The sequence below is a fragment of the Pseudoalteromonas sp. MB47 genome (assembly GCF_011319765.1).
In the GTDB taxonomy this organism is placed as follows: domain Bacteria; phylum Pseudomonadota; class Gammaproteobacteria; order Enterobacterales; family Alteromonadaceae; genus Pseudoalteromonas; species Pseudoalteromonas simplex.
The window spans coordinates 31,487-45,319 of record NZ_VFBD01000013.1; the positions used below are offsets into that span (position 1 = coordinate 31,487).

Below are 13,833 nucleotides of genomic sequence, written 5' to 3' on the forward strand. Positions count from 1 at the left end.
AGCGCAGCGTTTTTTGTTTTTTAGAAGACTAGCTATGTCGAAAAGATGACTTTTTTGCATTCTTTTTGAGCAGTAGTACCAAATTGAAAATATAAAAAACCATTCTTTGCTCAGATATTCTCTATTAAAGTGAGGAAATCATCACTTATGCAATAATTTCTTGTGATTGAGAAAATCAAACCTAAGAGTTTTTATTAGGCCATCCTTAGGTGTTATTTTTTTCTTGTATTTTTTTACTACAGATGGCGAATATTCCATCTTTTTTTATGAAGCACATCGACATCATTGTTTGTCGAGGATGACTAAATTTATTTTTAGGTATACATATCAGTTAGTTACTGAATAGTGTGTTGTCGTGTTTTATGTTTCATGCTGGCTTTCCATTAAGGGGAGAGCATTTTTTACACATTCTTTTCTAGAAGCTTACAAAAGGGTCAAAACGGGATACTTCACTATTATTCGTTTTATCAGTTTCAAGCTAGTCTTCAAAGCCTTTATATTTGCGGCTTCTAGAGAGTTATCCACGGTTTCTGTGGATAACTCTGTTTATTAAACTTTAAGAACAGCTATAGTACTAGGATTTTAGGGCGCTCCAGCAATTTCAAGTGTTTAATTAAGTTTTTTTAATTCATTTTAAATCAATGTGTTAGTGTTTTTATCTGAAGCGATGCTGAATTGATAAGTAAATTTATTCGTGACGATGAAATGATGCTATTTATTGTGTAAAAAAACAGCGAATAGTGCCGTTTAATTGTAATAAAGCTATTAAATTTGTTTTTATATTGTTTTTTATAAGGGTTAGTGGTTATTTTTATGTCAAAGCGTCAAAAGTTATAGTTTTGTACATCGATTTTGATTCTGCGAATAAAGCATAGCTTGCAAGTGAAGGATGCTTTAAACTTATAGGCTCATATAAAGAGGCCAAGAATTCTTATGAGCGTGAAACCGCAGAGCAAAACTAAACCTGATCTTTTAAACTCCCCAATTCTGCCGACCTTAAAAAAAATGACCATTCCTATGATTTTCGGAATGATCACTCTTATGATGTTTAATTTAGTCGATACCTTCTTCATCAGTTTGTTAGGCACTGAGCCATTAGCCGCAGTAAGTTTTACTTTTCCAGTTACCTTTACTGTAATTAGTTTAGCAATCGGCTTAGGGATAGGTACCTCCGCAGTTATTGCTAAAGCACTCGGAAGTGATAATTTAGATGAAGCTCGTTTTGATGCCAGTATGTCATTATTGGTGTCGGTTGTAATGGTGTTTTGCCTTTCTGCCTTAGGTTATTTGTATATTGAGCCTATCTTTAAATTATTAGGCGCAGGTGAGCAAGTCTTGCCACTTATTCATGACTACATGAGCGTGTGGTTCATCGGCAGTGTATTTTTAATTACCCCTATGGTTGGCAATTCAGTGCTTAGAGCCAGCGGCGACACCAAAACGCCAAGTATTGTTATGGGTGGAGCGGGGCTGATAAATGCTATTTTAGATCCGGTACTAATTTTTGGTTTTGGGCCAATTCCAGCTTTAGGTATACAAGGGGCTGCTATTGCGAGTGTTATTGCTTGGGCGGTTGCAGTAATTATTATTTTATATATTCTGGCAATTAAGAACGGTTTGTTGAGCCTGCATGCTGGTCAGCAAACAGCAGTTAGTTCAGTTCGTAAAATTCTTAAAATAGGTTTACCGGCGGCAGGCGCAAATATGTTGACGCCAATAGCGATGGCGGTCATGACGGCATTAGTAGCTAAGCATGGCCCTGAGGCGGTTGCAGCGTTTGGTGTAGGCAGTCGCATTGAATCTATCGCAAGCCTTGTGGTGCTTGCTTTATCAATGACCTTACCACCATTTGTAAGTCAAAACTTTGGGGCAGGTAAGTTTGAACGTGTTAAAGAAGCTTACTCAAAAACCTTGAAATTCGTGATGATTTGGCAGTTCGCTATTTATATTTTACTGCTGTTAACCTCTGGCTTTATCGCGGATGTATTTGGTAAAGAGCAAGCGGTAATGGATGTGATTAAGTTATTCATTTATATCTTACCACTGAGTTATGGCCTGCAGGGGGTGATTATTTTATCTAACTCTTCATTTAATGCCTTGCATAAACCAATGAATGCCCTGATTTTAAGTGTGGTACGTCTGTTTGTTTTTTATGTACCTTTTGCTTATATAGGCAGCGAAATTGCAGGTTTAACTGGTTTATTTATTGGTGCCGCGATTGGTAACTTATTTACTGCAATGGTTGCCTATAAATGGTTTATCAAAGAAGTTGATGGGTTAAGTGAGTCATATATGAAGGAGTGTCATTCATGAGCGACCATTTCCAACTAGTTTCTAAGTTTCAGCCAAGTGGTGACCAACCAACGGCCATTGCACAGTTAAAAGATGGCCTAGAGGCTGGGCTTGCACATCAAACATTATTAGGGGCTACAGGAACCGGTAAAACCTTCACCATGGCCAATATCATTAATGATTTGAATCGGCCAACCATTATTATGGCACACAACAAAACACTCGCTGCACAGCTTTACGGTGAAATGAAAGAGTTTTTCCCTCATAATGCGGTTGAGTATTTTGTATCTTATTATGATTATTACCAGCCAGAAGCCTACGTTGTTGCCAGCGATACCTTTATTGAAAAAGACGCGTCTATTAATGAGCACATTGAACAAATGCGTTTAAGTGCCACCAAAGCGCTGCTTGAACGACGTGATACCATTATTGTGGCTTCGGTGTCTGCTATTTATGGTTTGGGCGACCCTGACTCATACATGAAGATGATGCTTTTACTAAAAGTAGGTGAAACCGTCGATCAGCGCGATATGCTGCGTCGGCTTGCTGAATTGCAATATACACGCAATGATATTGAATTTAGCCGCGGTACTTATCGCGTACGTGGCGAAGTGGTCGATATATTTCCTGCTGAATCGGATACTTACGCTGTGCGTGTGGAGATGTTTGACGATGAAATTGAGCGCTTAAGTATTTTTGACCCGCTTACAGGAGCAGTTGAAAAGCATATTGTACGTGCGACTATTTATCCAAAAACCCACTATGTAACACCCCGTGAAAAAATTCTTGATGCCATTGATAAAATTAAAGATGAGCTTAAAGACCGCCGAGCTCAGTTACTCAGTGCCAACAAACTTGTGGAAGAGCAACGTATTGCTCAGCGCACCCAGTACGATATTGAAATGATGACCGAGCTTGGTTATTGCTCTGGTATCGAAAACTATTCGCGATACTTATCTGGCAGAACACCGGGCGATCCACCGCCGACATTATTAGATTACTTACCTGATGATGCATTGATGATTATTGATGAATCACACGTTACTGTGTCGCAAATTGGTGCTATGTATAAAGGCGATAGAAGCCGTAAAGAAAATCTTGTTGAGTATGGCTTTCGCTTGCCATCGGCGTTAGATAACCGCCCATTACGCTTTGAAGAATTTGAAGCCATTGCGCCGCAAACTATTTATGTGTCGGCAACCCCTGGTGACTTTGAGCTTGAGCGCTCATCAGGGGAGGTTGCAGAGCAGGTCATTCGTCCGACCGGGCTTATTGATCCAGAAATTGAAGTACGCCCTGTGGGCACCCAGGTTGATGACTTACTCTCAGAAATCTATAAACGAGTAGAAGTGAATGAGCGGGTGCTTGTAACCACGTTAACTAAGCGTATGGCAGAAGATTTAACCGACTATCTCAATGACCATGACGTAAAAGTACGCTATTTGCACTCAGACATCGACACTGTTGAACGGGTTGAAATTATTCGTGATTTACGTGCTGGCGTATTTGATGTGTTAGTAGGCATTAACTTATTGCGAGAAGGTCTCGACATGCCAGAAGTTTCACTGGTGGCGATACTTGATGCCGATAAAGAAGGTTTCTTACGTTCGACTCGTTCACTTATTCAAACCATAGGGCGTGCTGCGCGTCACTTAAATGGTAAAGCAATTCTGTATGGCGACCGCATCACTAATTCAATGCGACAAGCCATTGATGAAACAGACCGCCGCCGTGAAAAACAACAAGCTTATAACCTTGAACATGGTATTGAGCCACAAGCACTGGTTAAAAGTATTACCGACATTATGGATGTGGGCGAAGAAGCAAGCCCGAAAGACAACCTTAAGTTAGTGCGTAAAGAGTCTAAACAAGTGCTCAGCGCGAAAGATATTGCCAGCCAAATCAAAGCTCTTGAAGCGAAAATGCATGCTTATGCTAGCGATCTTGAGTTTGAAAAAGCGGCGTCTGTGCGTGATGAAATTCACGAATTACAACAACAGTTAATTAACTAAAGATGATGACAAACGATTTTTCTGCCATTTTAAATGCTTTAGCAGAGGCGCCACTTGCTGCTAATGAATTATGTCGTGTATTCCATGGCCGTGGTCACTCAGTCGCTGAGCTGAGCCACATAAACTTAGACTTTTATCCGCCAGCACTCTTTTTAGTTTCATATCAAGAAATAGATGAACAAGTACTTGCGCAATTAACTGATGCCCTGTGGCAATGGGCGCAAGAGAATGCGCCAGCGCTTGTCGGTGCATTGGTTTACCAACAACGTAGCGGCATTAACACCCGCAACGCGCTTATGCATGGTGAATTACCCCAAGAGCACCATGTCAGTGAAAATGGTATTAAGTTTAAAGTCGATTTATTGAGTCGCCAAAATACTGGGATTTTCCCTGATATGCGCCGTGGCCGGGAGTTTGTTCAAGCTAATAGTAAAAATGCAAAAGTGCTCAACTTATTTTCATACACGTGTGGCTTCTCTGTTGCAGCAATGCAGGGGGGGGCAGACCAAGTTATTAATATGGACATGAATAAAGGGGTGCTGCGAACAGGTAAACAAAATCATCAGCTAAATGGTTTTGATCAAGGTGTTAGTTATTTTCCGCACGATATTCTAAAATCATTCGGTAAGCTTAAAAAATCAGCACCGTATGAATTGATCATCGTAGACCCGCCGAGTTTTCAAAAAGGCAGTTTTATATTGACCAAGGATTATCAAAAAATCCTACGTCGTTTACCTGAGCTGCTAAATGAAAACACCCAGTTGTTACTGTGTGCAAATAGCCCTGAGCTATCTGAGCAGGCGTTTAAAGATCTCATTAGCGATCATACACAAGGAGCAATTAGTTTTGTTGAGCGACTAGCTCCTACTGATGGCTTTATTGAGGTTGACAGTGATCGCAGCTTAAAAGCGTTAGTCTATAAAACAGCAAACTAATGGCACTGAGTAAACGACTTTCAGCCATTGTTGATGTAGTTGATTCTGGGTATGACGAAATCTGGGATTGTTGCTGCGATCACGGTTTGTTAGGGATTGAGCTATTACAGCAAAATAAAGCCCAGTTTATACATTTCGTTGATATTGTGCCTGAGCTGATGCAGGTACTAAGTGATAAACTCGAACGTTTTGCCACAAGTGAGCAACGCGGCCGTTGGCAGGTACATTGCCAAGATGTGGCAATGATTTCACCAGATCCTAAAAAGCGTCACCTTGTTATTATTGCGGGGGTGGGAGGTGAGTTATTAGTGCGATTTTTAGCGCAGATTGTTAGTCAACAGCCAAATACGCATATCGACTTTATTGTTTGCCCTGTACATCACAGTTATCAAGTTCGCAGCTATTTGCAGACACTGCCATTGGGGCTCGTATCTGAGCAGTTGGTGTGTGAAAACAAACGATTTTATGAAGTTATTGCCATGAGTGCGTCTTCTTCGCAGTCGATCACTCGAGTTGGCCAGCAAATGTGGCAGCTAACAAGTAAAGAGCACCAAGCTTATCTAAAGCAGTTATGTGCTCATTACCAACGTATGTTAAATCAAGACGCCGATTACTATCAGCCTGTGCTTGAACAATACAGTGCATTATTAACTTAATAAGAGCTAACTTAATTAGAGTTTATTAATTTCTTGTTTTACGCTGTAGCTTGAATCAGTAACGATGGCTTCGAGCGTTTGCACACGCTCTTTTAGCTCTACAAGCTCTTTTGTTACTGCAGCGACATGTTCGTTCGCTTCTTTGCTGTCTTTTAATGTTCGAGATTTAAACTCTAAATGTTTTTTATACATATCATAAATCACACCTGAACCCACAGAAATCAAGACAATCAATACCACCATGGTTGTCCCTGACATAGCACTCTCCTTATTATTTAAAAATTATGTATAGATTATAGCCTGATTTTTTAATTGCAAAGGTGATTCTGTTACAAGGTGTTTCGTTTTAAAAATGGCTTGATACGAATAAAGCCGGTGACCAGCATGGTACCCGCGATAACACACAATGCGCCAACCAAGGTATTAGGTCCAATTTGCTCATCTAAAATTAAATTGCCCCAAACAATGCCAAATAATGGAATTAAAAAGGTAACAGTCAACGCAGAGGTTGGGCCAATGTCATCAATCAAACGGAAAAACAGGATATATGCCACCGCAGTACATAGCACACCGAGTGCCACCACACCAAGCATCACCTCATTACTTGGAATTTCTCTGGCAGGGATAACAAAAATAAGTGGTAGAACCATAATACTTGCCGCCCACATACTGCCATGGGCATTATCAAAAGCAGATAACTTAGGTGCATGTTTTGTGTAATGAGATGCAATGGCATAGCTGAGCGAGGCACACAATGCAGCTACAATTGCTGTGATTGCTTGCGTGTCGATAATCAGGCTATTTTGCCCTACTAAAATGGCAACGCCCGTTAAACCTAATAGCAAGCCAAGTAACATACTTTTGGTGGGTTTCGTTTTACTCCATACAATACCAACGATGGCACCCCAAATAGGGGTCGTTGAATTTAATATGGATAAGGTTGAGGCATTAATTGTTTGCGCTGCATAGGCAAACAATAAAAAGGGAAGGGCGGAATTAAGTGCGCCAATAATGAAAAAATGCTTTTTGTGGGTCGTGAAAGCGAGTTGCTTTCGTAAGTACATCGCAAAAATAAACAGTGTAATTGCAGCAAAGCCAACTCTTAACTCAATTAATACTGCAGGGCCTAAGCTATTCGCTGCCATGCGCATAAATAAGAAGGAAGCGCCCCAAATAGCAGCAAGGATGAATAAGCGTAATAAACTTGGCAATGACATGGTTTTACATTCTTGAATTATAAAACCTGAGCATAACAAATTTCTGCTCTAATACTCGCCATTTTCGGACTATTAATCGGTTGATTTTGGAAGTTTCTTTTCGAAATCAGACTTAACGATTTCTAAAGCTGCTAATACATCTTCGGCGGGGACATCGTTTTGCTCTAATAGCATAATAAGGTCAACAGCAATTTTAATATAGTTAGGCGCACCTTCTAACTCACTGCTCATTTTTGCAATTCCTTTTTCTTAGCGACTTGGCTGATCGCTACATCAATAGCTGTTTGCACTTGTTGCTCCATTCTAATACGTTCTTTTTGCGGTAAATAAAATTCCATATCGACATCGTAGCGAATGTAACGAGCAGGCAGTTGATTTAATACTGTGCAGCATAAATCTGCCATAACATCATCACTATAGGTCGCTTCTAAGTTTCGTTTTGAGATGTCTTCGACAACCAATTTTTCATAGTAATTATGAATGTCGTCATGCAATTTCATACAAAGTTAGCCTTATTTAAAAGTCACTTTTAGTGTATACCAAGCTTTAAAATAAATCGACAGCTGCCCTATAAAGCTGGCTATGAACTTCAACCAAACGGCTTACATTTCGTTGGTAGCCACCGCCCATGGCTGAAAACACTGGGATTTTTGCTTCCTTGGCTTGGTTTAATACAAAATGGTCACGCTGATACACGCCTTCTAAACTCACTTGAAAGTGTCCTAATTCGTCATCTGTTGCGATGTCTGCGCCGGCGTTATACAAAATGATATCTGGCTGGTGGAGTCTAATTGTTAAGGCTAAAGCTTGTTTGACTGTTTCTAGGTATTCATCATCTGTAGTGCCATGCTCTAACGCAAAATCGTAGTTTGATTGCTGTTTAATACGCGGGAAGTTTTGCTGACAATGAATTGAGCAGCTAATGATCTGGGGATGTGCTTGTGTAACTTCGGCTGTGCCATCCCCTTGGTGGACGTCACAGTCAAAAATTAATACGGTGTCGGCTTGCTCGGTATTAATTAAGTGTGCTGCGGCTATCGCTAAGTCATTAAAAATACAAAAACCACTACCATAGCTCGTAAAAGCATGATGATAACCACCACTTAGGTTAAAAGCAGCACCCTGTTGCAAAGCAAACTCAGCGCCTTGAATACTTGCGCCAACAGAGTAAAGTGTTCGCTCAACCAACTCAGTAGACCAAGGAAAGCCCATTTTTTTAATTGCTTTGCTATCAAGGCTACCAGTTAAAAAAGCGTCGATATACTCGGGGTTATGGCACAGAGCAAGCTGCGCTCTAGTGGCTTGTTGTGGGGTAATAAAATGCTGCTCATCAATAAAGTTGCTAACAAGCTGTTTTAACATGCGGTATTTATCAATGGGAAAGCGGTGACGCTCGGGTAAAGTTAACGCTGAATAATTTGGATGATAGTAAAACATTATCTCAGCTGTTGCTTTTCGACTTGCTGAATTTTGTCTTCAGTGGCTGAAATAGCCTTTCGACAACGGCCAAGTCTTGCATGTAAAGCTAATATTTCTTTATTAATTTCGGTTGCTTGCTGTGCATTTGCAGCGTCGAGCTTAAGTTTTCGCTCTTCGATCATCAAAACTAAGCGGCGTTCAAACTCATGGGTTTGTTTTAGTTCGTCATACAGTTCATGGGATGACTGCATGATTTTTTTTACTGCTTGCTTATAAACTTGTGGCTTAGCTTTCGGCTTAAAGCTGTATTTATTTTCTTTAGCCCATACTGGGGTTGATTTGATTACATTGAATACCGCTTCGACTTGAATGGCAATACGCTCAAGCGCATATTGATAAGCATGGCGATGCTCAGCTGGCGGCAGGCTGTTAAGCTCATCTTCGATTTCGGTTACATAGTCAGCCAGCATCATACTTTTCGTACTAAACACGGCTTTATCAAACAAACTTGGCTGGGCTTGCATATAGCGATTTTTAGCAAATAAATTACCCTTATCAAATTGTGTGGCTAATTGTTTGAGTCTTTCAATTTGTGAACGTAGTTTATCAAAAGCAGTCGATTGCATTTATAAATAAGCCTCATAGATTAACTTTAATGCTAACACTATAACCACAGTGTTAAACACTGGGCGGATCATTTTACTACCAAACTTTATTGCAGAATGTGCTCCTAACCATGCTCCAAGCATCAAGAAAAAACCCATTGTGATACCAAGTAGAAAGTTTACATGGCCAAGTGCAACGAAAGTGATCAATGAAATAAAGTTTGAAACAAAATTCATTGAGCGGGCAAGACCACAGTTAAGCAATAAGCTCATTTTATATAAAAGGCTATTTGATGCGGTCCAAAATGTGCCAGTGCCGGGGCCTGCTAAACCATCAAAAAACCCAAGTCCAAGCCCTTGCAGCCACTGTTTAACTTTAGTTTTACTATCAAGCTCTGGTAACTCGTTATGCTCAGTTGTACTTAAACTGCCAAATAAGCTGTAACAAGCGACTAAAATAATCACCACCGGTAGTAATTTATTTAAAAATTCAATACTTAAGTAATCTACCACTAAAGTACCTACGAGCGCCCCAATGGCTGTTGCTAAAATGGACGCAGCCCAAAACCGTGGGTTGAACAACTTTTTACGAAAATACGTTACGCTGGCTGTCAATGAACCAAAACTTGCTGCAAGTTTATTGGTACCTAATGTGAGGTGAGGCGGCAAACCTGCGGTTAATAGTGCAGGTACCGTTAACATGCCACCGCCGCCTGCAATTGCGTCAATAAAGCCGGCTGCTAGTGCAACCGCACATAATAGTGCCCAGGTTGTTGGGTCTAAAGCTAATTCAAACATTAATAATCAATTTGTCTTTTAAAAGGTGGCAAGGTATCGAGCATGGCTTTGCCATATCGCTTGGTCACTAGTCGGCGATCAAGGATAGTAATGCGACCCTGATCATTTTCTTTGCGCAGCAGTCTACCACAGCTTTGTACTAATTTCTTTGCCGCATCAGGTACGGTTATCGAAAGAAACGGGTTGCCACCTTTACTTTGCACAAACTCGGCCTGCGCTTCTTCTATTGGTGAGGTAGGTACCGCAAATGGAATTTTTGTAATTACTAGGTTTTCTAAGTATTTACCTGGTAAATCAAGACCCTCAGATAAACTTTGAGTGCCAAATAAATAGCTAGCACGGCCTAAATCCACATTGGCTTTATGCTTTTTAAGCAGGGCTTCACGAGACATTTCTCCTTGCACTAAGACCTCAATTCCTTTGTTACGTAATGCTTTAACAACATGATCCATCTGCCAATAAGAGGCAAATAACACTAAATTTGCTTTTTTATCATCAAGGAATTTGGGCAATTGCTCAGCTAAGTGATCACTAAACGCTTTATCGGTTGGCTCAATATGACTTGCAGGAATATGCAGCGTCGCTTGTTTAGGGTAATCAAATGGAGAAGGGACTTTTATGTATTTTACGCCTTCTTCTTTGGCAAGACCGCATTCATAAGCAAAGTGATCAAATGAACCCAATGCAGTTAAGGTGGCTGAACAAAGCACGGCACCTGCACATTGATTCCATAATTTATCTTTAAGGTAATAGCCAACTTCAATAGGGCAATCACTAAGTAAATGGTCGTGATGGTTCTTATATTCTAAGCGTTTGATCCAGCGCGCATGGGGAATTCCTTCGCCTTTTGTGGCGTAACTAAACCACAGCTTGTTTAATAACTCTAGACGATTAATGTACTGACCACTTTCAGCCAAGATTGGATCGGCCACATAAGGTTTTACATCGCCATCACTTACGTCTTGCACTAAGGTATCGTGCATCTTGTTGAGTGCTCTTAGGGCATCAAGGGTGGCATCGCTAATATCTTTTGCTTTGGCATGTAAAGATGCTGGGATTTCACCATGTTCAAAACGATAGGTGTCATCACTGTTATAATTAAAGTCTGCGTTATCAAGAATATCACGCACTACTTTTAAGTTCTTACCGGCATCATTGATACTGTCACTGAGCTTAAAATTTTGCCCAATCGCTTTTTGACCTACGAGCACATTGGCCATTTTGCCGGCAAATTTAACCAGCTTGTCGAGCCAGTCTATGGTGCCTTTAATGGTTGCTGCGGCAGAAGAGAAGTCGCGGGTGATGTGCGCTAAATGGTGTGCTTCATCGATAACATAAATCGTATCGTCAGGTTCTGGTAGAATCTTACCGCCACCTAAATCAAGATCAGCCAGTAATAGAGAATGGTTGATCACTAGCACATCCATTTGCATAAGACGCTGACGTGCCATATGAAAAGGGCAGAGCTGATGAGCGCGCATTTGTCGTTGGCATGAATGCTTATCACAAGCAATTAAATTCCACACTTTATCAGGAATTGTATCTGCCCAGCTATCGCGGTCGCCTTGCCATTGCTTTTTTGAATAAGCATCATAAAGTTGCTTTAAGCATTTGGTTTCCATATCTGAAAGGGGCGATGATAGGGTCGGCATAAACTCCATTTGCGTTTGACTGTCGCCATTAACGGCGGCACTCAGTTTTTGTGCACAGATATAACGCTGTCGACCTTTCACTAAATCAAACTTGATGTCGAGGCCAGAGTGCTCTTTAAAAAAAGGCAGCTCCTTACTAATTAACTGCTCTTGTAGAGCAACGGTTGCCGTCGAAATCACTAATTTTTTTTTCTTGGCCATCGCTAAAGGCAATGCCCCTAGACAATACGCTAGCGACTTACCGGTCCCGGTGCCTGCTTCAATAACACAAATTCGTTGGCTCTTGTGATATTCGCCAGCCAATGTTTTTGCTATCTCGGCAACTAAATAGTTTTGACTGCTTCGAGGGCGGTAATCGGTGAGGTTATCAGCAACATGCTTATGAATTTGCCGAATTGTTTTTTTTAAAGAGTCAGAAAGCATGCCCAGAAAACCTAAAGTATGTATATAATTACAGTAATGAATTTTAGAGATTTAACTGGGCAACTACAAGCGACTTGTTGATTATTATTTTAATAGCTTTAACAGGGGCTCGAGGTGAACCTTGTAGTTTGACCACTGAGTCAGAGCATCTTTGTAAATCGGTTGCCTTACTTGTTCAGAACTTGGCGTCATTATTGGACGTTGGTGATTATAAAAATTAATACAGTTTTCATGCATCTCTAAATTGCAATGACGTAGTAATTCAGCCACCGTATTGGAAAAATCATTAACTAGGTTTTGATAATCGACTGTATAAATTTCGCCAGCATATAGCGTGTCCCAGTGTGACATTAAGTCTGTATAATCATTTATGTATTGTGCAAGGGATGTGAAATCGTAGCTATAGGCGTGGCCCTCTGAAAAAGAGTGTTTGTATAAACTCCATGCTGTTGCGGCTTTATCTCGCGTAACTTCGAGTATTTTAGCGTTCGGGAATAGGGTTTTTATCAATGCAATATGATGGAAGTTTGTGGGTTGTTTATCGATAAATATCTTATTTCCCCCACGTAATGGCGCAATAAAATTCAAATACCTTGCGGCATAATGAGCCTTATCTTGTTCTGAAAGATTATCAAGGCCATAAGGTACATCTGAGAGTTTTTTACTCTCAAGCTCTCGCGCAATTGCGTTAATTTCTGTTAATTCATAACTTGCATCAACATCAGGGTGACTTGCTAAAATTTGCTCAACCAAGGTAGAGCCACTGCGGGGTAAGCTGACGATAAAAATCAGCTGTAACGACTCATCCAATGCATTATGAGCCATTGGCTTTTGAGTTAAATGTTGCGTACAACGAGAAGTGAAATTACTCGGCTTGTAGGGAGTTAGTGACTTTTGAATATTGTTTGCTTTTTCTAACATCGCAAATGATAAGCTGAAGTTACCTTGTTGTTCATATGCCTTTGCGAGCGCAAAATAGAATTGGGCACTATTTAGGTGTGGTTTAGCAGTTTGTGTGAGCTGCTCGAGGTTATTGATATTTTCGCTGTCAAAAACGTATGTCTTTAAATTTGCCAAATTCCAATAGGCTTCGCCTAGTTTACTATCTAGTTGTAGTGCTTGTTTGTAATGATCAATAGCAAGCCCAGTATTACCTTTTATTTTTTCTATGTTGCCAAGGCGAAGGTGGCATTGGGCTGGGTAATAATTTGCATCGAGTAACTTGTTATAGAGGGCTGTTGCTTCATCAAATTGCATTAGTTTTACATGAGCGATCGCTAATAAGCTCTCTATGTATAATGTCGGTGAAGATATCGACGAGTGGTAAAAAGAGATTAACTCATCAAATTGCTTGGTATTGAGTAAGGCTTTACAGTAGCTTTCTTTAACAGTTTGTTTTTGTGCGTTGTTTTCAAGGTTATGTTTTGATATTGCAAAGTAAGCTTTGCTATCACCCACTTTAAATGCGATCTCAGCCAGCGTATCAAGTGCTCTATATTCATTTGGTACTAATTTTAATAATTGCTGAATGGTTTGCTGTGCTTGCAGAGGGGTTTGATTGGTTAATTGTTGCTTCGCAGTGTCTAATTGTTTATTAAACCAATAAATCATTTCATATTGTTTGAGTGCACTATGCTGTTGTTCATGCTCTTGCAGTCGTTTGTGAGTATCAGCAAGTAAAGCCCAGCCATCGTGATATTCTGGATGTTCATTGAGTACTTCTAACAACATAACTTTAGCTTTATGTGGTTCAGTAGCAACGAGTGTCTTTGCGTTATTAATCGCATCAATTGGGCTCATAATTGGCTCTTATAATTTTATGTA

The 13,833-nt window shown here is 40.3% G+C and carries 13 protein-coding genes; 4 read left to right on the forward strand and 9 right to left on the reverse strand.

Going from position 1 to position 13,833, the window contains the following annotated elements:
- Positions 1–933 precede the first annotated feature (933 nt).
- The 4 genes from IMPJCBKJ_RS07875 to IMPJCBKJ_RS07890 are packed head-to-tail and all read left to right on the forward strand — an operon-like array spanning position 934 to position 5,895.
- Complete coding sequence (locus tag IMPJCBKJ_RS07875; RefSeq protein ID WP_054553687.1) at positions 934–2,313, forward strand: MATE family efflux transporter; 1,380 nt, start codon at positions 934–936, stop codon at positions 2,311–2,313.
- Positions 2,310–4,304 carry an excinuclease ABC subunit UvrB gene (uvrB, locus tag IMPJCBKJ_RS07880; protein WP_054553686.1) on the forward strand — a complete coding sequence of 665 codons (1,995 nt, stop codon included), beginning with the start codon at positions 2,310–2,312 and terminating at the stop codon, positions 4,302–4,304. The genes IMPJCBKJ_RS07875 and uvrB overlap by 4 nt, the downstream gene beginning before the upstream one ends.
- 5 nt (positions 4,305–4,309) lie before the next feature.
- Positions 4,310–5,239: a class I SAM-dependent methyltransferase gene (locus IMPJCBKJ_RS07885; protein WP_166339748.1), complete on the forward strand. Its 930-nt coding sequence runs from the start codon at positions 4,310–4,312 to the stop codon at positions 5,237–5,239.
- Complete coding sequence (locus tag IMPJCBKJ_RS07890; RefSeq protein ID WP_138619516.1) at positions 5,239–5,895, forward strand: tRNA (adenine(22)-N(1))-methyltransferase TrmK; 657 nt, start codon at positions 5,239–5,241, stop codon at positions 5,893–5,895. The genes IMPJCBKJ_RS07885 and IMPJCBKJ_RS07890 overlap by 1 nt, the downstream gene beginning before the upstream one ends.
- A 15-nt stretch (positions 5,896–5,910) precedes the next feature.
- On the opposite strand, the gene IMPJCBKJ_RS07895 is transcribed toward IMPJCBKJ_RS07890, so the two are convergent.
- The 9 genes from IMPJCBKJ_RS07895 to IMPJCBKJ_RS07935 all read right to left on the reverse strand — a co-directional run bounded on the left by IMPJCBKJ_RS07895 (position 5,911) and on the right by IMPJCBKJ_RS07935 (position 13,809).
- Positions 5,911–6,153 (reverse strand): hypothetical protein, encoded by a 243-nt coding sequence (locus tag IMPJCBKJ_RS07895; protein WP_054553683.1) that lies wholly within the window; start codon positions 6,151–6,153, stop codon positions 5,911–5,913.
- A gap of 71 nt (positions 6,154–6,224) precedes the next feature.
- Positions 6,225–7,112: a DMT family transporter gene (locus IMPJCBKJ_RS07900; RefSeq protein WP_054553682.1), complete on the reverse strand. Its 888-nt coding sequence runs from the start codon at positions 7,110–7,112 to the stop codon at positions 6,225–6,227.
- Between the two features lie 72 nt (positions 7,113–7,184).
- Positions 7,185–7,343, reverse strand: a complete 159-nt coding sequence (locus IMPJCBKJ_RS07905) for a YbaM family protein (protein WP_082389283.1) — start codon at positions 7,341–7,343, stop codon at positions 7,185–7,187.
- A complete protein-coding gene (locus IMPJCBKJ_RS07910) occupies positions 7,340–7,612 on the reverse strand; it encodes a late competence development ComFB family protein (protein ID WP_138602087.1) in 273 nt (90 codons plus the stop codon). The genes IMPJCBKJ_RS07905 and IMPJCBKJ_RS07910 overlap by 4 nt, the downstream gene beginning before the upstream one ends.
- Before the next feature lie 46 nt (positions 7,613–7,658).
- A complete protein-coding gene (locus tag IMPJCBKJ_RS07915) occupies positions 7,659–8,552 on the reverse strand; it encodes a histone deacetylase (protein WP_194442832.1) in 894 nt (297 codons plus the stop codon).
- Entirely contained in the window at positions 8,549–9,157 is a 609-nt protein-coding gene (locus IMPJCBKJ_RS07920; RefSeq protein ID WP_054553679.1) for a primosomal replication protein, read from the reverse strand. Before IMPJCBKJ_RS07920 ends, IMPJCBKJ_RS07915 begins: the two co-directional genes overlap by 4 nt.
- The gene (locus IMPJCBKJ_RS07925; RefSeq protein ID WP_054553678.1) at positions 9,158–9,934 is read right to left on the reverse strand and encodes a TSUP family transporter; all 777 of its coding nucleotides are present in this window, start codon (positions 9,932–9,934) and stop codon (positions 9,158–9,160) included. It lies immediately after the preceding gene.
- The gene (gene dinG, locus IMPJCBKJ_RS07930) at positions 9,934–12,009 is read right to left on the reverse strand and encodes an ATP-dependent DNA helicase DinG (protein ID WP_166339700.1); all 2,076 of its coding nucleotides are present in this window, start codon (positions 12,007–12,009) and stop codon (positions 9,934–9,936) included. Before dinG ends, IMPJCBKJ_RS07925 begins: the two co-directional genes overlap by 1 nt.
- An 84-nt stretch (positions 12,010–12,093) precedes the next feature.
- Entirely contained in the window at positions 12,094–13,809 is a 1,716-nt protein-coding gene (locus IMPJCBKJ_RS07935; RefSeq protein WP_166339702.1) for a sulfotransferase, read from the reverse strand.
- Between the last annotated feature and the right edge of the window lie 24 nt (positions 13,810–13,833).

Coding starts and splice junctions, on each gene's coding strand:
- IMPJCBKJ_RS07875 (WP_054553687.1), top strand. CDS start 934: ATGAGCGTGAAACCGCAGAGCAAAACTAAACCTGATCTTTTAAACTCC.
- uvrB (WP_054553686.1), top strand. CDS start 2,310: ATGAGCGACCATTTCCAACTAGTTTCTAAGTTTCAGCCAAGTGGTGAC.
- IMPJCBKJ_RS07885 (WP_166339748.1), top strand. CDS start 4,310: ATGACAAACGATTTTTCTGCCATTTTAAATGCTTTAGCAGAGGCGCCA.
- IMPJCBKJ_RS07890 (WP_138619516.1), top strand. CDS start 5,239: ATGGCACTGAGTAAACGACTTTCAGCCATTGTTGATGTAGTTGATTCT.
- IMPJCBKJ_RS07895 (WP_054553683.1), bottom strand. CDS start 6,153: ATGTCAGGGACAACCATGGTGGTATTGATTGTCTTGATTTCTGTGGGT.
- IMPJCBKJ_RS07900 (WP_054553682.1), bottom strand. CDS start 7,112: ATGTCATTGCCAAGTTTATTACGCTTATTCATCCTTGCTGCTATTTGG.
- IMPJCBKJ_RS07905 (WP_082389283.1), bottom strand. CDS start 7,343: ATGAGCAGTGAGTTAGAAGGTGCGCCTAACTATATTAAAATTGCTGTT.
- IMPJCBKJ_RS07910 (WP_138602087.1), bottom strand. CDS start 7,612: ATGAAATTGCATGACGACATTCATAATTACTATGAAAAATTGGTTGTC.
- IMPJCBKJ_RS07920 (WP_054553679.1), bottom strand. CDS start 9,157: ATGCAATCGACTGCTTTTGATAAACTACGTTCACAAATTGAAAGACTC.
- IMPJCBKJ_RS07925 (WP_054553678.1), bottom strand. CDS start 9,934: ATGTTTGAATTAGCTTTAGACCCAACAACCTGGGCACTATTATGTGCG.
- dinG (WP_166339700.1), bottom strand. CDS start 12,009: ATGCTTTCTGACTCTTTAAAAAAAACAATTCGGCAAATTCATAAGCAT.
- IMPJCBKJ_RS07935 (WP_166339702.1), bottom strand. CDS start 13,809: ATGAGCCCAATTGATGCGATTAATAACGCAAAGACACTCGTTGCTACT.